The sequence below is a fragment of the Arthrobacter sp. TS-15 genome, assembly GCF_006964045.1.
Lineage (GTDB): Bacteria > Actinomycetota > Actinomycetes > Actinomycetales > Micrococcaceae > Arthrobacter.
Genome location: NZ_SDXQ01000037.1, coordinates 120032 through 137759 on the forward strand (window position 1 = coordinate 120032; position 17728 = coordinate 137759).

At 60.9% G+C, this 17728-nt stretch carries 16 protein-coding genes; 1 reads left to right on the top strand and 15 read right to left on the bottom strand.

Annotated features, from left to right (window positions below):
* Positions 1–56: 56 nt before the first annotated feature.
* The 15 genes from secG to EU811_RS15610 form a co-directional block, all read right to left on the bottom strand.
* Entirely contained in the window at positions 57–314 is a 258-nt protein-coding gene (secG, locus tag EU811_RS15545; RefSeq protein ID WP_017198454.1) for a preprotein translocase subunit SecG, read from the bottom strand.
* Positions 315–350: 36 nt separating this feature from the next.
* Positions 351–1166, bottom strand: a complete 816-nt coding sequence (gene tpiA / locus EU811_RS15550) for a triose-phosphate isomerase (RefSeq protein WP_142939236.1) — start codon at positions 1164–1166, stop codon at positions 351–353.
* Positions 1167–1241: 75 nt separating this feature from the next.
* Positions 1242–2468: a phosphoglycerate kinase gene (locus EU811_RS15555; RefSeq protein WP_142939237.1), complete on the bottom strand. Its 1227-nt coding sequence runs from the start codon at positions 2466–2468 to the stop codon at positions 1242–1244.
* Between the two features lie 9 nt (positions 2469–2477).
* Positions 2478–3488, bottom strand: coding sequence for a type I glyceraldehyde-3-phosphate dehydrogenase (gene gap, locus EU811_RS15560; protein ID WP_089595055.1), 1011 nt, complete (start codon positions 3486–3488; stop codon positions 2478–2480).
* A gap of 271 nt (positions 3489–3759) precedes the next feature.
* Positions 3760–4383 carry a superoxide dismutase gene (locus EU811_RS15565; protein WP_091467344.1) on the bottom strand — a complete coding sequence of 208 codons (624 nt, stop codon included), beginning with the start codon at positions 4381–4383 and terminating at the stop codon, positions 3760–3762.
* Between the two features lie 173 nt (positions 4384–4556).
* The gene (gene whiA, locus EU811_RS15570; protein WP_062069705.1) at positions 4557–5537 is read right to left on the bottom strand and encodes a DNA-binding protein WhiA; all 981 of its coding nucleotides are present in this window, start codon (positions 5535–5537) and stop codon (positions 4557–4559) included.
* A 9-nt stretch (positions 5538–5546) separates the two neighbouring features.
* A complete protein-coding gene (locus EU811_RS15575; protein WP_142939238.1) occupies positions 5547–6563 on the bottom strand; it encodes a gluconeogenesis factor YvcK family protein in 1017 nt (338 codons plus the stop codon).
* A complete protein-coding gene (rapZ, locus tag EU811_RS15580) occupies positions 6563–7486 on the bottom strand; it encodes an RNase adapter RapZ (protein ID WP_142939239.1) in 924 nt (307 codons plus the stop codon). The genes EU811_RS15575 and rapZ overlap by 1 nt, the downstream gene beginning before the upstream one ends.
* Before the next feature lie 132 nt (positions 7487–7618).
* Positions 7619–9634, bottom strand: a complete 2016-nt coding sequence (uvrC, locus tag EU811_RS15585; RefSeq protein WP_142939240.1) for an excinuclease ABC subunit UvrC — start codon at positions 9632–9634, stop codon at positions 7619–7621.
* A 58-nt stretch (positions 9635–9692) separates the two neighbouring features.
* The gene (locus EU811_RS15590; protein ID WP_142939241.1) at positions 9693–10361 is read right to left on the bottom strand and encodes a lysophospholipid acyltransferase family protein; all 669 of its coding nucleotides are present in this window, start codon (positions 10359–10361) and stop codon (positions 9693–9695) included.
* Positions 10348–11064 (bottom strand): HAD hydrolase-like protein, encoded by a 717-nt coding sequence (locus EU811_RS15595; RefSeq protein ID WP_142939242.1) that lies wholly within the window; start codon positions 11062–11064, stop codon positions 10348–10350. Before EU811_RS15595 ends, EU811_RS15590 begins: the two co-directional genes overlap by 14 nt.
* Before the next feature lie 114 nt (positions 11065–11178).
* Positions 11179–14103, bottom strand: coding sequence for an excinuclease ABC subunit UvrA (gene uvrA / locus EU811_RS15600; protein ID WP_142939243.1), 2925 nt, complete (start codon positions 14101–14103; stop codon positions 11179–11181).
* Between the two features lie 65 nt (positions 14104–14168).
* Positions 14169–14549, bottom strand: a complete 381-nt coding sequence (locus EU811_RS15605) for a GntR family transcriptional regulator (RefSeq protein ID WP_142939244.1) — start codon at positions 14547–14549, stop codon at positions 14169–14171.
* The gene (locus EU811_RS24260) at positions 14546–14707 is read right to left on the bottom strand and encodes a hypothetical protein (RefSeq protein WP_238703426.1); all 162 of its coding nucleotides are present in this window, start codon (positions 14705–14707) and stop codon (positions 14546–14548) included. The genes EU811_RS15605 and EU811_RS24260 overlap by 4 nt, the downstream gene beginning before the upstream one ends.
* Positions 14704–15513, bottom strand: coding sequence for a trans-aconitate 2-methyltransferase (locus EU811_RS15610; protein WP_165450195.1), 810 nt, complete (start codon positions 15511–15513; stop codon positions 14704–14706). The genes EU811_RS24260 and EU811_RS15610 overlap by 4 nt, the downstream gene beginning before the upstream one ends.
* 71 nt (positions 15514–15584) lie before the next feature.
* Here EU811_RS15610 and EU811_RS15615 point away from each other — a divergent pair.
* Positions 15585–17728: DEAD/DEAH box helicase (locus tag EU811_RS15615; protein ID WP_142939246.1), on the top strand; the 2144-nt coding region annotated here is incomplete at its 3' end.

Here is a 17728-nt window from a genome sequence, read left to right on the forward strand (position 1 = left end):
GCCCGGGACAAAGAAAAAGGGAGGCTCCCGTCAGGAGCCTCCCTTTCCTGGTATGACTAGGAATCGCCACCGGAGGTGAATCGCATGATCAGGCCCAAGCCGATGATCACGACGCCCCACGTGATGCCAAGGATAATGGTGAAGCGGTTCAGGTTACGCTCGGCGACACCGGACGAACTCAATCCGGAGCTCATACCACCACCGAACATGTCGGACAAACCGCCGCCACGTCCCTTGTGCAGGAGGATGAGCAGAGTCAGCAGAAGGCTGGTGATGCCCAGCAGGATCTGCAGAATGACTTGAAGAACGTCCACGACGGCCTTTCGAAGAAGCGGAAATCGGGAGCCGGACTAGTCCGTGACGAGGTGGCTCTCGAACCTGACAATGTTAGCAAACTCAGCGGGGTCCAGGCTGGCGCCACCCACAAGCAATCCGTCAACGTCGCTTTCTGCCATGATGGCTGCAGCATTGTTGGCCTTGACAGAGCCGCCGTAGAGCAGTCGTGTCTTCGCTGCGACGGTTTCGTCGAAGAGTTCGGCGAGCTCAGCACGGATGGCTGCGCACATTTCCTGTGCGTCTTCCGGGCCCGCGACTTCGCCGGTGCCAATGGCCCAGACGGGTTCGTAAGCCACAACGAGTTCAGCAGCTTGCTCAGCCGTGAGGCCTTCCACACCGGCGCGAAGCTGAGCCAGGGTGTGCTCCACGTGCGTGCCCGCCTGACGGATCTCAAGGCCCTCTCCTACGCACAGTGCGGGAGTAACTCCGTGACGGAAGCCGGCCTTGACCTTGGCGTTCAGAACATCGTCAGACTCGTTGTGGATAGTGCGGCGTTCACTGTGGCCCACCAGGACGTAGGCACAGCCAAGCTTGCTCAGGAACTGACCGGAGATATCGCCCGTGTAAGCGCCGGAGTCAAACTGGGACAGGTCCTGGCCGCCGTAGACGACTTCCAGCTCGTCACCCTGAACCAGCGTCTGGACACCGCGGAGGTCCGTGAACGGAGGAAACACTGCCACCTCGGTACGGCTGTAGTCGTGCTTGGCGTCGGACAGTGTCCAGGCCAGCTTCTGCAGCAAGGTGATTCCCTGGACGTGGTCCATGTTCATCTTCCAGTTGCCGGCGATGAAGGGTTTGCGGATGAAGTTGCCGTTAGCAGAGGTAGTCACATGAACTCCAAAAAAATGCGTTGAGATATGGAACGACCGGCAGGACGCGGTTGCGCCCTGCCGGTCGGTTGATGCTTAGCGGTCCAGGACGCTCAGACCGGGAAGTTCCTTGCCTTCAAGGTATTCCAGGCTGGCGCCGCCACCGGTGGAAATGTGGCCGAACTGCGAATCCTCGAATCCGAGGGTGCGGACTGCTGCAGCAGAATCGCCGCCACCAACTACGGTGAACGCAACGGTATCCGTCAGGGCCTGCGCAATGGCGCGCGTGCCGGTGGAGAAGGCCTCGAATTCGAAGACGCCCATGGGGCCGTTCCAGAACACGGTTTTGGCACCCTCGATCTGGGCAGCGAATGCCGAGGCTGATTCCGGGCCAATATCAAGCCCAATCCCGGAAGCACCAAAACGGCTGTCCTCAATGGCGTCTGCCTTGACGACCTCGTGCTCAGCGTCTGCAGCGAAACGGCTTGCGACCACCACGTCTGTGGGGATCACGAACGACGTTCCGGCATCGGACGCGCGCTTGAGGTAATCCTGGACGACAGGAATCTGGTCCTCTTCAAGGAGGCTGCCCGCGACCTTGTGTCCGGCTGCGGCCAGGAAGGTGAAGAGCATTCCCCCGCCAACCAGGATGGTGTCAGCCTTGCCCAGGAGGTTGTCGATGACTGCCAGCTTGTCCGAAACCTTGGAGCCACCAAGAACCACAACGTAGGGACGCTGGGTGTCCGTGGTGAGCTTCCGAAGAACCTCTACCTCCGTGTGAACGAGGTCGCCCAGGTACGACGGCAGGCGAGTAGCGACATCGAAGACGCTGGCGTGTTTCCGGTGGACGGCGCCAAAAGCGTCATCGACGAAGGCACCGTTTGTTCCGGTGAGGGCAACCAGTTCGTCAGCAAACGCGCCACGCTCGGCGTCGTCCTTGCTGGTTTCGCGGGCATCGAACCGAACGTTTTCCAAGACGAGAACTTCGCCGTCCTGGAGATTGGCTGCAAGCGCCTTGGCGGAATCTCCCACCGTGTCTTCGGCCAGCTGGACCGTGAAGTCCGCGAGTTCCGCCAGACGGGCTGCAGCGGGCTTCAGGGAGTACTTTTCCTCAGGTGTGCCTTTGGGGCGGCCGAGGTGGGCGGTTACGAGCACACGGGCACCGGCGTCCGAGAGCTTCTTGAGGACCGGAAGGGAGGCCTTGATACGGCCGTCGTCGGTCACTGCAGAGCCGTCGAGCGGCACATTCAGGTCACTTCTGACCAGAATGTACCGCCCGCGGACACCTTCAGCGATGAGTTCGTTGAGGGTGTGAGATGTCATGTGTCTACCCTAGCCCAGCTTGGATGCGACGAGCTCCGTGAGGTCTACGAGGCGGTTGGAGTAACCCCACTCGTTGTCATACCAGGAAACAACCTTGACCTGGTTGCCAATGACCTTGGTGAGGCCGGAATCGAAGATGGAAGAGGCGGGGTCTCCGACGATGTCCGAGGACACAATGGGGGCGTCCGTGTAGCTGAGGATTCCAGCGAACTGCTCGGACTCTGCGGCAGCCTTGACGGCAGCGTTGACTTCCTCAACCGTGACTTCGCGGGAAACAGTGACCGTGAGGTCCGTAGCGGAGCCGGTGGGGACGGGCACGCGAATGGCGTAACCATCCAGCTTGCCCTTGAGTTCCGGGAGGACCAGGCCGATTGCCTTGGCAGCACCGGTGGACGTGGGGACCATGTTGATCGCAGCAGCGCGGGCACGGCGGAGATCTCCGTGCGGGCCATCCTGCAGGTTCTGGTCTGCGGTGTAGGCGTGGACCGTGGTCATCAGGCCGCGCTCAATGCCGAAAGCGTCATTGACAACCTTGGCCAGCGGGCCGAGGCAGTTGGTGGTGCAGGATGCGTTGGAGATGATGTTGTGGGCTGCGGGGTCATACAGCTCGTGGTTGACGCCCATGACGATGGTGATGTCTTCGTCGCTGGCAGGTGCAGAGATGAGGACCTTCTTGGCGCCGGCATCAATGTGCTTCTGTGCGGCTGCAGCTTTGGTGAAGAAGCCGGTGGACTCGATGACGATGTCGACACCAAGCTCGCCCCAAGGCAGGTTGGCGGGATCACGCTCAGCAAGGACCTTGATGGACTTACCGTCAACTACCAGGTTTCCATCGACAACTTCCACGGTCTGGGCGAGACGGCCGCCGACGGAGTCGTACTTCAGGAGGTGCGCGAGCGTTTCGGGGCTGGTGAGGTCGTTGACTGCCACGATCTCAAGATCTGCGCCCTGGGCCAGTGCTGCGCGGAAGTAGTTACGGCCGATGCGGCCGAAGCCGTTGATACCAATACGGGTGGTCACTATGTGTCAATCTCCTTGGTGCTCTTGCAAGCACGCCTAGTGAGTCGGATCAAATATTTCCAACTAACAGACCCCGCACGTCTTTGGGCAGAGGTGATTATCAGATCGGAGGGCGACCAGCCACGTTGCTGAAGGCTAACCGCCTTCCGTGATCCATCTTACGTTTAACTAAGCCTGCCCCCGCAACTGCGGAGGCAGGCTTTTGAGCATTTCGCCCGATTTCACGCTAAAGGTGACTTTTATTACATCTGCGTGAACCGGAACTCACCAACTAGAGGACGATGAGGCCCGTGGCGTTGGCGCGGGCGGCTTCGAAGCGCTTGGCGACGTCTGCCCAGTTGACGATGTTCCAGAATGCCTTGACGTAGTCAGCCTTGACGTTGACGTAGTCCAGGTAGAAGGCGTGCTCCCACATGTCCAGCATCAGCAGCGGGGTGGTGCCCACGGCTACGTTGCCCTGCTGATCGTAGAGCTGCTCGATGAGCAGGTTTCCACCGATGGGCTCATAGGCCAGGAAAGCCCAGCCGGAACCCTGCAGGCCCAGGGCAGCTGCGCTGAACTGAGCACGGAAAGCATCAAACGAGCCGAAGGCGTCGTCAATAGCGGCTGCGAGTTCGCCTTCGGGCTTGTCGCCGCCGTCCGGGGAGATGTTGTTCCAGAACACGGAGTGGTTGATGTGGCCGCCGGTGTGGAACGCGAGGTCCTTGGAGAGGCGGTTGATGTTGGCGAAATCATTCTTCTCGCGCGCATCGGCCAGTTGGGAGAGGGCGTTGTTGGCGCCTGCAACGTATGCCGCATGGTGCTTGCTGTGGTGCAGCTCCATGATCTTTGCAGAAATGTGCGGCTCGAGTGCTGCGTAGTCGTAGCCGAGCTCGGGCAGAACGTACTCTGTCACGAAATCCTCCAATGTAGTGGACTCACGTCCGGTTGGTAACTCTCGTTATGTCATCCGGCCAGCGGGCCGGCCGGAAATCCTTGGCGAAGCAAACTGCTCTTGCCTCCATCGGGAACAACCCGCGGTGGCCTTGCAGTATTTCCTCCGCACTTTCTCGATTCTATGGGTGCGCCCTACTCGTCCATCATTTCGGGAGTCACATTTGCCTCAGTCCCCGGAATGCCCAAATCCACCGCACGTTTGTCCGCCATGGCAAGGAGCCGTCGGATACGGCCCGCGATGGCGTCCTTGGTCATGGGCGGATCGGCGAGGCGGCCGAGCTCATCCAGGCTCGCCTGCTTGTGGGCAACACGAAGCTCCCCTGCGTACTTGAGGTGGTCAGGGACGTCGTCTCCCAGGATCTCCAACGCGCGGTCCACCCTGGCGCCCGCTGCCACAGCGGCTTGCGCCGAGCGCCGAAGATTGGCGTCATCAAAGTTGGCCAGCCTGTTGGCGGTGGCCCGTACTTCTTTTCGCATCCGGCGTTCTTCCCAAACCATCAGGGCGTCATGCGCGCCCATGCGGGTCAAGAGAGCAGCGATGGTGTCGCCGTCGCGGATGACCACGCGGTCCACACCGCGAACTTCACGCGCCTTGGCCTGAATCCCCAAGCGTCGGGCTGCGCCGACCAGTGCCAGCGCCGATTCAGGGCCGGGGCAGGTCACTTCAAGGGAGGAGGAGCGACCCGGTTCGGTCAGCGAGCCATGAGCAAGGAACGCACCCCTCCACACAGCCTCAGCATCTGCAGCGGAGCCGTTCACGACCGCTGAAGGGAGACCGCGGACAGGGCGCCCACGGCCATCCAGCAAACCGGTTTGGCGGGCCAGCGCCTCGCCGTCACGGACAACGCGGACGACGTAGCGGCTCCCCCGGCGTAAGCCTCCGCCGGAAACAACGATTATTTCACTCTGATGTCCGTAAACTTCGGCGATCGCTGCCCGGAGACGGCGTGCGGTGGAGGCAAGATCCACCTCAGCCTCGATGACGATACGTCCCGAAATGATGTGCAAGCCGCCCGCAAAACGCAGCATTGCCGAAACCTCCGCCTTGCGGACCGAAGATTTCTTGATGTCCAGCCGGGACAGTTCGTCCTTGACCGACGCAGTAAGTGCCATCGCGTGTTCCTAACTGTTCCCGAAAATATCGTGGTACGCCGCTGCCAACAGCAGTGGATCATGGACGGGGCGGCGCCTCGACGCACCTACTCTACCCAACACCACTTCGGCACCGATCATTGCAGCGGCCTTCTCAAAAGCCTTGAGATCCTGCACGGCTGCGGGATCGGCCAGGACCACGTCCACTGTGAACTCAGGCGCATAGCGGCGTAGAACGTCCAAGTGGTCCGCTGCGGTCATGCCGGAAGTTTCCTTGGTTTCCACATCCAGGTTCATGGTGAGGCAGCGTTTGGCGGCGGTGTCACCGAGGGCCCGCCGCAGCTCAGGCAGCAGCAAGTGCGGCAGAACCGAGGTGTACCAGGAGCCGGGGCCGAGGATGACCCAATCAGCAAGCTCGATAGCAGTGAGAGCCTCCACGCAGGCCGGGGCGGCATCGGGAAGGAGCCTGACTTCTTCCAGCTTTCCTGCCACGGCACATTTCGCCTGTCCCCGAACCGTCCTTAGTTCATTGCCGCCATCGGGCAACTCCACGCGGGCCTTGCCCTCAATGGTGAGGGGAACGCTGGACATGGGCAGGACCTGGCCGCGGGCGCCAAGCAGCGCTCCCGCCCACTTGAGGCCGGCAACAGTGTCCCCCAGCAGCTCCCATAACGTGACGATCAGGAGGTTGCCCATGGCGTGGTTATCCAGCGAACCGCCTTTAGCCGAACCGGCTTCGAAGCGGTGTTGCATGACGTCCCGCCACGTCCGCCCCCAGTCCGTATCGTCGCAAAGGGCGCTGAGCGCCATCCGAAGGTCTCCGGGCGGAAGGACACCGTACTCCTCACGCAGACGACCGGAACTGCCGCCGTCGTCCGCGACTGTGACGATTGCCGTCAGCTCAGAGGTGAGCAGCCGCAGGGCGGACAACGAAGCGGCCAGTCCGTGACCGCCACCCAGGGCGACCACGGAGGGGCTTTTCTTCTGTTGGCTGCCGGGGACGCCCTTGGGCGGAATGAGTGGCAGCGGTCCCGTCAGGACCCCCACTATTCGCGCCCCAGGTCGCGGTGAGTGGTGGTCACAGTGACGCGGGGGTATTGGGCCAGGCGCTTGGACAGTTCCATGGCCACCGCCACCGAGCGATGCTTTCCTCCTGTACAACCAACAGCCAGCGTGGCGTAATGCTTGTTCTCCTGCCGGTAGCCGTCCAGGACAGGCTCCAACGCCCGAACGTAACGATCCACGAACTCCTGGACACCCGCCGCGCCCAGGACATACTCGCTGACGTCCTCATCCAGGCCCGTATGGGGCCGAAGTTGGGGAACCCAGTGCGGGTTGGGAATGAACCGGGCGTCCGCCACGAAGTTCGCATCCACGGGGAGTCCGTATTTGAAACCAAAGCTCATGACATTGAGCCGAAGTGTTACAGGGCCGGTATCGCTGAATAATTCCGTGATGGCGGTGGCCAGGCCATGGACGTTGAAGTCGGAGGTGTCCAGTACCACATCGGCGTGTTCACGCAGTTCGCGCAGGACCTCACGTTCAATCCCGATGCCGTCCAGTATCCGCCCGCCGCCCTGCAACGGATGCGGGCGGCGACCCTGCTCGAAACGGCGGACCAAGACGTCGTCATTGGCATCCAGGAAGAGGACCCGGAACGTGATGCCGCTTGCGCTCAATGCCCCCAGGGCGGTCTGGATGTCCGTGAAGAGATCCTTGCTGCGAACGTCCACCACTACTGCCAGCTTGGGAATGGACTTGGGCGCATGCGAGACAATTTCGGCCAGAGTACCCAGCATCTGCGGAGGAAGGTTGTCCACCACATACCAGCCGTGATCCTCCAAGGCGTCCGAGGCGGTGCTGCGGCCGGCACCCGACATGCCGGTTACCACCAACAGCTCAGCCTCCGGCGGCTTCACGGGCGTCAGGCCGTCCTGCTCCGTGCCGGACCCTGCCGTAGCCTCATCCATCAGTTGTCCCCGTTTCGTAGGAAGTGGTCAGTGAAAATGATCGTGGTTGCCGCCCGGGGCGCCGTGGTGCAAGCAGCCGGTTACAGGCGTCCGGCAGCTCGATCGCGCCGACCGGACAAGTTCTTACCCTAGCTAAGATTCAAGGATTTCGCCGGTGGTCATGTTCACCGCCGGTGCCGTTTCATCTGAATCATCAGTGGCACCAAGGTGCTGGACCACCGCGGCTGCAAGCGCCGGTCCGATGCCCTTGGCCGATGTCAGCTCCTCCACTGACGCGGCTTTGATCTTCTTGAGTGAGCCAAAATGCGCCACCAGTGCCTTGCGCTTTGCCTCGCCTAGCCCAGGAACGCCATCCAGGGCCGAGACCGTCATCGCCTTGCCGCGCTTCTGCCGGTGGAACGTGATGGCGAATCGGTGGGCTTCGTCGCGAATGCGCTGCAGCAGGTACAGGCCTTGAGATGTTCGGGGAAGGATGACGGGGAAGTCGCTGTCCGGGAGCCAGACTTCCTCAAGTCGCTTTGCCAGCCCCACCACGTAAACGTCATCAATGCCCAACTCCGCTAGGGCGCGGGCCGCGGCGTTGACCTGCGGTTGCCCGCCGTCCACCACCACAAGATTGGGCGGATACGCGAATTTGGCCTTCGGGGCCGGAACTTCAGGGTCCGACGTCGGCAGGTTGGCGCTGCTTTTGGCGCCGGTTCGCGTGGGGTTGACGATCTCCCCGGAGACAATGGGGACCTGGGCAGCTTTGTCCGTCAGGTAGTGCCTGAACCGGCGCGTGAGGACGTCGTGCATGGCTGCGGTATCGTCCGTGGCCGCAGCACCCGTGATGGAAAACTTCCGGTAATCCGATTTTTTGGGCAGCCCGTCTTCCACTACCACCATGGACGCGACCACGTTGGTGCCCTGGACGTGGGAAATATCGAAGCATTCAATCCTCAGCAGGGGAACCGGAATCTCCAACGCCTCCTGCAGTTCCTGAAGTGCAACGGACCTAACGGTAATGTCTCCAGCGCGCCGCGTCTTGTGCAGCTTCAGTGCTTGCTCCGCATTCTCGCGCACCGTGGACATCAAGGCAGCCTTGTCACCGCGCTGCGGGACCCGGATGTCCACCCTTGCCCCGCGTAATCCCCCCAGCCATTCAGTCAGTTCCGCATGGTTGCTGGGGTTCTCGGGAACCAGGACTTCCCGTGGGATGCGGCCCTGAACTTCACTGTCTTCTCCATAAACCTGCTGCAGCAGATGTTCGATCAGTTCCGGGGAGGTGGCATCTTCCACCTTTTCCACCACCCAACCGCGCTGGCCCCGGACCCGGCCGCCGCGCACGTGGAACACCTGAACGGACGCTTCAAGTTCATCCTCATGGAGGGCGAAGACGTCTGCGTCAGTGTCCTCGGCAAGGACCACTGCGTTCCGTTCAAAGACCTTACGGAGGGCGATGATGTCGTCCCGCAGGCCCGCCGCGCGCTCGTAGTCCAGTTCAGCAACGGCGGCAGCCATGTCCTTTTCCAGCCGGCCTATAAAACGCTTGGCTTCGCCGCCCATGAAGGAACAGAAGTCCTCAGCCAGTCCACGGTGCTCCTCAGGGGTAACCCGTCCGACACAGGGTGCCGAGCATTTGTCGATATACCCCAGAAGGCAGGGCCGGCCGCTGGACTCAGCCCGCTTGAAGACACCGGCGCTGCAACTCCGCACGGGGAAGACCCGCAGAAGAGTGTCCATGGTCTCCCTGATGGCACCAGCAGTGTAGGGACCGAAATACCGGGTCCCTTTCCTTCTCTCGCCACGCATGACCTGGACCCTGGGATATTTCTCCCCCATGGTGACCGCTAGGTAGGGATAAGTTTTGTCATCCCGGAAGACCACATTGAACCGTGGCTTGAACTCCTTGATCCACGTGTATTCCAACTGCAACGATTCCAGCTCGCTGCCTACCATGGTCCATTCAACGCTACTGGCCGCGTGGACCATTGCATGGGTCTTGGGAAGAAGACCTGCAGGGTTGGCGAAATACGAGTTCAGCCTGGAACGGAGGTTCTTTGCCTTGCCCACATAAATGACCCGACCATGGGGGTCACGGAAACGATAGACGCCGGGGGTGGTGGGAATTTCACCCGTTTGGGGCCGGTAACTTGCTGGATCTGCCACGATTCCAGTCTAGTGAACCGTAACGACACTCTTTGCCACGGAGCCGGTTTACCAGGCCTTAGTCAACAGACTTGCTCTGGTTGTAGCTTGTGGACCGTTCCTGCCCGCTGAGCACCGCAATGGCATCCATGATCTTGTCAGTGACTTCGCGCCTGGCCGGCAACGAATGGTCCGGGCCTGTCTTGTCGAAGTAAAGGGGCTCGCCCACTTTCATGGTGAAGTGCTGGGGACGGACTGCGTTCTTGTCCGCAGGCTGCAGTTTCTCGGTGCCGATCAACCCCACCGGGATCACCGGAGCGCCAGTAGTGAGGGCCAGCCAGCCCACACCCGTCCTGCCCCGGTATAGGATGCCGTCCCGGGACCGGGTGCCTTCAGGATAGATGCCGATGCCCTTACCGGATTCCAGGATGTCCAGCAGCGTCTTGAGCGCCTGCACGCTGGCCGCCTGCTCGCCGCGCTCAACGGGAATGGAACCCACTGCTTCAAAGAACGACTTCATCACCGCGCCCTTGACGCCTTTGGTGGTGAAGTATTCCGCCTTGGCAAAAAAAGCAACAGGCCGGGGCATGAGCGCCTGGACGATGACGCTGTCCAGGAAGGACAGATGATTGGGTGCCACGATGAATGGCCCATCCTTGGGAACGTTCTCCAGTCCAATGACCGTTGGACGGCACGTGGAGGAGATCAGGCCACGGGTTGTCCAGCGGATCGCATCAAAGACTGCCATCGTTTTGTACCTCGCTCAGGGCTGCCGCGCGGACAGCGTCAAGTTCTTCAATTGTGCTGCGAAGCTCCACGGCGGTGCTTACTACTGCGACTGCTCCGGCTTCCTCAAGTTCACCGTCCGGGGCGAAACCCCAACTGACCCCGATGCAGTCCAGTCCATTGGCCAAAGCACCCGCGACGTCCTGATGCCTGTCCCCCACCATGACGGCCGGCTGGGAGTGAAGATCCTTCAAGGCCGCGCCCACGATCTCGACTTTGCCGGGCGCCGTGTTGGCCTTGAGGGATTCGTCGTCCGCAGCACCCCGAATGGAGACGAAAAAGTCTGCGATTCTGTGGTGCTCAAGCACCAGCCGCGCAATTGACTGTGGCTTCTGGGTGGCTACCGCAACGGCCCGGCCGGTCTCCGCGAAATACTCAAGGAGATCGAAGATGCCCGGGTACAGCTTGCTCTGGCCAATACCGGTTTCCCTATAGTGACGCCGGTATCGCTCAATGGTTTCATCCACCAATTCGCCGGGGACGTTGGCCAAATGCAGAAGGGAGTCGCTGAGTTTAGGCCCCACCATTGAATTTAAGACGGCTTGCTCCGGAACAGGGAGCTCCATTTCCCGGAGGGCTGCAGAAATGCCTCCCGTGATACCTCCGGCAGGATCGACAAGGGTGCCGTCCAGATCGAATATTACGGGCACCGTTGTTTGAGTCACCGGGTTAGTTTCTCACGAGTAGCGGCATGCCTGAAACTCGCATGCCGCTACAGGAATACTTCCAGGGTCGCAGAGATATTCCCTGACGGCCTTCCGGCCGCCCGTGAGTAGCTATCAGAGAATCTCGGCCAGGAAGGTCGCCGTGTGGCTGTCCGTGGATTTGGCCACCTGTTCCGGCGTTCCTGTGGCCACGATCTTCCCGCCGCCCGAACCACCATTGGGACCAAGGTCCACAATCCAGTCCGCGGATTTGATGACATCCAGGTTGTGTTCGATGGTGATCACGGTGTTGCCCTTATCCACCAAGCCCTGAAGAACCAGGAGCAGCTTACGTATGTCCTCAAAGTGCAGGCCCGTGGTGGGCTCATCGAGGACGTAGATGCTGCGTCCGTTCGACCGCTTCTGAAGCTCGGCTGCCAGCTTCACGCGCTGCGCCTCGCCGCCTGAGAGTGTGGTTGCAGGTTGGCCAAGCCTGACGTAGCCCAAGCCCACATCCACCAAGGTCTTCAAATGCCGTGCGATGGGGGTGAAGGCAGCGAAGAACTCGGCACCTTCTTCAATGGGCATGTTGAGGACGTCCGCAATGGTCTTGCCTTTGTAGTGAACCTCAAGGGTTTCCCGGTTGTACCTGGCGCCGTGGCACACTTCGCAAGGAACATAGACATCCGGCAGGAAGTTCATTTCGATCTTCAGTGTGCCGTCGCCCGAACAAGCCTCGCAGCGCCCGCCCTTGACATTGAAGGAGAAGCGCCCCGGCTGGTAGCCCCGCACCTTGGCTTCGGTGGTCTCAGCAAAGAGTTTCCGGATGTTGTCAAAGACACCGGTGTACGTAGCTGGGTTGGACCGGGGTGTACGGCCGATGGGGCTTTGATCAACGTGGACCACCTTGTCCAGGTGCTCGAGTCCAGCAACTGTGCGGTGGCGGCCTGCAACCTGCTTGGCTCCGTTGAGCTTGTTGGCGAGGACCTTGTAGAGGATTTCGTTCACCAACGTGGACTTGCCGGATCCACTGACACCAGTGACCGCCGTGAAAAGTCCCAGGGGGAACGTGGCGTCAACATTGTTGAGGTTGTTCTCCCGGGCACCTACAACCTTGAGTTCACGCTTTTTGTCGTACTTACGGCGTTTGGTGGGGACATCGATCTTGCGACGACCGGACAGGTAGTCACCGGTCAGTGACTCCGTGTTTTTCAGCAGCTCCTTGTAGGTACCGGAGTGCACTACCTGGCCGCCGTGTTCGCCGGCACCCGGTCCGATGTCCACCACCCAGTCGGCTTCGTGGATGGTGTCTTCGTCGTGCTCCACGACGATCAGGGTGTTACCGAGGTCCCGGAGGCGCGTGAGCGTCTCGATGAGCCGCCGGTTGTCCCGCTGGTGCAAACCAATGGATGGCTCATCCAAAACATAGAGGACACCCACCAGGCCAGAGCCAATTTGGGTGGCAAGACGGATGCGCTGAGCCTCACCGCCCGACAGGGTTCCCGAAGGGCGTTCAAGGTTCAGGTACTCCAGTCCAACGTCCAGGAGGAAGGTCAGGCGGGCCTGGATCTCCTTCAGGACCTGGTTGGCAATCTGGGCTTCCCTGTTGGTCAGGGTAAGGCTGCCCAGGAACTCCGCGCACTCACGCATGGGCAGGGCTGCAACCTCGGCGATCGACTTACCGTTGATGAGCACGGACAGCGAGGCAGGGTTGAGACGGGCACCGTTGCACTCGGGGCACGGAATCTGACGCATGTACTCTTCGTACCGGTCGCGGGCCCAGTCGGAGTCTGTTTCTCCGTGCTTGCGGTGAACGTACTGTATGGCACCCTCGAAGCCGGTGCTGTACTTACGCTCGCGGCCAAAGCGGTTCTTGTACTGGACAACCACCTTGTGGTCCTTGCCGTGCAGGACCGTATTCCGGATGTCCTTGGGCAGTTTCTCCCAGGAGGTCTTCATGGAGAAGCCCAGCTCGTGCGCCAGCCCCTCAAGGAGACGGTTCCAGTACTCCGTGGTGGCTGTGCCAAGGGCCCAAGGGGCAATGGCACCCTCGCCAAGGGACAACTCGGGATTGGGAACAATCAGTTCTTCATCCACTTCCAGCCTGGTGCCGATGCCGCTGCAGGCAGAGCAGGCGCCAAAGGGGTTGTTGAAGGAGAACGAACGGGGTTCGATCTCATCGATGGCCAGGGGGTGTTCGTTGGGACACGCCAGGTTCTCTGAGAAGGCGCGGATACGGTTGGGGTCCTCGGCCTCGAGGTCCACGAACTCCACCAGCACACGGCCTTCAGCGAGGCCGAGGGCGGTCTCGACGGAATCAGTGAGGCGTTGGCTGATCTCTTCCTTGACCACCAGGCGGTCCACTACAACTTCAATGGTGTGCTTGAACTGCTTGCCGAGTTTGGGCGGATCGCTCAGCTGAACCAGCTCGCCGTCTACGCGGGCGCGGGAATAGCCCTTCGCCGTCAATTCCTTGAAAAGATCGACGAACTCACCCTTGCGTCCTCGCACAACGGGGGCAAGGACCTGGAATCGGGTACCCGGATCCAGTTCCAGGAGCTGATCCACAATCTGCTGAGGTGTCTGCCGGGCGATAGGCTCGCCACAGACAGGGCAGTGCGGACGACCGACGCGCGCCCACAGCAAACGCATGTAGTCGTAAATCTCGGTGATGGTGCCCACCGTGGACCGTGGATTCTTGCTGGTGGACTTCTGGTCGATGGATACCGCCGGAGACAGACCCTCGATGAAGTCGACATCAGGTTTGTCTACCTGGCCAAGGAACTGACGTGCATATGCGGACAATGACTCCACGTAGCGACGCTGGCCTTCGGCGAAGATGGTATCGAAAGCCAGGGAGGACTTGCCGGAACCGGAGAGTCCTGTGAACACGATCATGGCGTCGCGCGGTAGGTCGAGGTCCACGTTGCGCAAATTGTGTTCCCGGGCACCCTTAACCACCAAGCGGGAAAGGTCCGGCTTGGCGGGTTTGGTATCGGAAAGAGCGGGGACGCCGTTCAAGGCGTCCATGGCGGTATCTTCAGCTAAGGCTTTGGGCACCTACCAATGCTAATCGAAAACTTCTTCGAATTTCCATGTCGTGCCTCACATGCTACTGATCGGTATCAGTCGGCGTCGTATGCGGCAGCAAGAAGCTGCACTGCCTCGGCGAATGAAGCTCCCTGGGCCTTCGAGGCGGCGGCGTATTCAGCGGCGACACCTGCCAGCGCGCCCCAACGGTCATCCCGCGCGCAAACCACGGTGCCGTTGCGCCCGCGGGTAGCCACGACGCCTGCTGCTTCCAATTCTTTGTATGCACGGGCCACGGTGTGGGGTGCGACGTCCAAGGCCCCCGCCAGATTGCGAACAGGAGGAAGCTTGGCGCCGACAGCCAGGACTCCTGCATCAATGAGTTCGATGATCCGGAGTCTCAACTGTTCAAAGAGCGCAACAGCACTGCCGGTGTTGGGTCGCCAGTTGCCTGGAAAATCTCCGGTGGGAGTCACAGTGAACTCCGGCCTGGTGCCGGGTCCATCCGGGGAATCTGGTGTTCGAAGCGTCCTTGGTCCATGCCGAGAATTAGACCAGCGACGCGGGCAACGGACAAGCCGTCACGGTGCGGGAAGGTGAATACTACCTGCGGCGAAGAGTTCTGCAAGTTCATTCCGGCTTGTGCGCTACGGCAAATATGCGACGAAATGGGTAGACCGTTCCGTGGTTCGTTGAAGGGTAGGCCTGACGCAGAAGGGCGGCATACTGGCCTTCGAAATCAGCAGCCTCTTCCGCCGACAAAGCTGCCAACACAGGACGCAGTCCCGTGCCGCGGACCCACTCCAGTACCGGGTCCTCCCCCTGCAGAACCTGGAGGTATGTGGTCTCCCAAGCGTCAGCCGCACATCCGGCGTCGAGCATGATTCCCAAGTAGTCCGCAGGACTGCCCACTGCGCCATCGTGCCGGAGCACGCCGCCAAGCCGCCCGGACCACTTTGGGGATTCGGCCAATTCCCGCATAAGTGTGTGGGACGGGGACGTAAAGTTGCCCGGCACTTGCATGGCAAACCAAGCCCCGGGTTTAAGAGCGCGAAGCCAGCCGGGCATCAAGTCCAGGTGCCCGGGAACCCATTGGAGGGCAGCATTGGTGACCACCACGTCCGTCTCCGCATCCGGTTCCCAGTCCGCGATGTCACCTTGCTCGAAAGTTAGCCTGGCCGGCGTCTGGTGGTGGGACCGCTGCGGGAGGTACTCCTCCTTCAGGGATTCTGCCCGGAGCAGCATTTCCTCCGACGAATCGATGCCCACAACGTGGGCTTCCGGCCAACGCTCGGCAAGGGTTGCCGTCAGGTTTCCCGGGCCGCAGCCGAGGTCAACCACCCTGCCCGGTTGGACGGACCGCACCCTGGCAACGAGGTCATGGAATGGCCTGTCCCTATGGTTGCCGAACTCCACGTATTTGGACGGATCCCACTTCACTGAAAGCCTCCTCGCCTCTGCCACCCTTGCTGGGCTGAGCCTAAACCGTCCGGGCACTAAGCTGGAAACCAATGAAACTTCTTGAGCAGCTCCCCGGTACCACCTCCACCGGCCGTTTGGACCCGGACGAAATCTACACACGGTTTGTCGAGTGGACCGAGAGCCGCGGGTTGCAGCTCTACCCGGCCCAGGACGAGGCCATCATGGAACTCGCCTCCGGCGCGAACGTCATCCTTGCCACCCCCACGGGCTCCGGCAAATCCTTGGTAGCAATCGCAGCGCACTTCGAAGCCATGGCACGGGGCCAGCGGAGCTACTACACAGCTCCCATCAAGGCCCTGGTCTCCGAAAAGTTCTTTGCACTCTGCGAGATCTTCGGCGCCGAAAACGTTGGCATGATCACCGGTGATTCCGGCGTAAACCAGGATGCCCCCATCATCTGCTGCACAGCGGAAATCCTGGCCAATATCGCGCTCCGCGAAGGATCGGCGGCAGAGCTGGGCTCGGTGATCATGGACGAATTCCACTTCTACTCCGACCCGCAACGCGGTTGGGCGTGGCAGGTACCGCTCTTGGAACTCCCCCAGGCGCAGTTCCTCCTGATGTCCGCAACCTTGGGTGACGTTTCACGGTTCGAGACGGGCCTGACTGAGCTGACGGGCCGGACCACCACGACAGTGAGTTCGGCAGAGCGTCCCATTCCGCTGCACCACTACTACCACCTGACGCCTGTACACGAGACGCTGGAAGAACTCCTCTCAACCAAGCAGGTTCCCGTGTACGTGGTCCACTTCAGCCAGGCTGAAGCCATTGAGCGCGCCCAAAACCTCATGAGTATCAACATGTGCAGCCGGGCAGAGAAGGACCGCATCGCCGAGCTGATCGCGGGATTCAGGTTTGCCGCTGGTTTCGGAAAGACCCTCAACCGGCTGGTCCGCCACGGCATTGGCGTCCACCACGCAGGCATGCTGCCGAAGTACCGCCGGCTAGTGGAACAGCTCGCCCAAGCCGGCCTCCTCAAAGTGATCTGCGGAACCGACACTTTGGGGGTGGGCATCAACGTGCCCATCCGGACAGTGCTGTTGACGGCTTTGAGCAAGTACGACGGCGTACGCACCAGGCCTCTCAACTCCCGTGAGTTCCACCAGATTGCCGGCCGTGCAGGACGGGCAGGCTACGACACCGCAGGCACCGTGGTGGTACAGGCTCCGGACCACGTGGTGGAAAATACGAAAGCCATGGCCAAGGCCACTGCCAAGTTCGGCGATGACCAGAAGAAACTGCGCCAAGTAGTTAAGAAAAAGCCTCCGGAAGGATTTGTGTCCTGGGGCGAGCCCACGTTCAAACGGCTCGTCGAGTCTGTACCCGAACCCTTGACGTCAAGCTTCACCATTACCCATGCGATGCTGCTGAACCTCATGGAACGTCCGGGCGACCCCTTCCAGGCAACCCGGCGCCTGCTCAGTGAGAACCATGAAAGCCGGCCTGCCCAGCTCAAACTGATGAAAAAAGCCTTGGGGATCTACCGGGAACTTCTGGCGGCGGGTGTAGTGGAACGCATTCCGGAGGAGGAGCAGGAGGCCGAGGGACGCTCAGTCCGGCTGACTGTCCACCTGCAGGCAAACTTTGCCCTCAACCAGCCGCTCTCCCCCTTTGCACTTGCTGCCTTGGAGCTGCTTGATCCGGAGTCTCCCTCCTACGCCCTGGATGTTGTCTCTGTCATTGAGTCAACACTGGAGAAACCTCGACAGATCCTCTCCGCCCAGCAAAAGAAGGCGCGGGGCGAGGCGGTGGCGGCCATGAAGGCTGACGGTATCGAGTATGACCAGCGCATGGCCATGCTGGACGAAGTGACCTATCCCATGCCGTTGGCGGAGATTCTTGGCGAGGCCTTCGAGGTATACCGCAAGGCAGCGCCTTGGGTGGGCGACTTTGAACTTGCTCCGAAATCGATCATCCGGGATATGTACGAGCGCGCCATGAACTTTGGCGAGTTCGTTCAGTTCTATGGCCTGGCCCGATCCGAAGGCATTGTCCTGCGGTATCTTGCCGATGGCTTCCGTGCGCTGAGGCAAACAGTTCCCCAGGATTCCCTTCGTGAGGATCTTGAAGATCTCATCGCTTGGTTGGGCGAGCTGGTGCGCCAAGTGGATTCCAGCCTGCTGGACGAGTGGGAAGAGCTGACGTCCGGGCTCGCCCCCACGCCCCATGACGC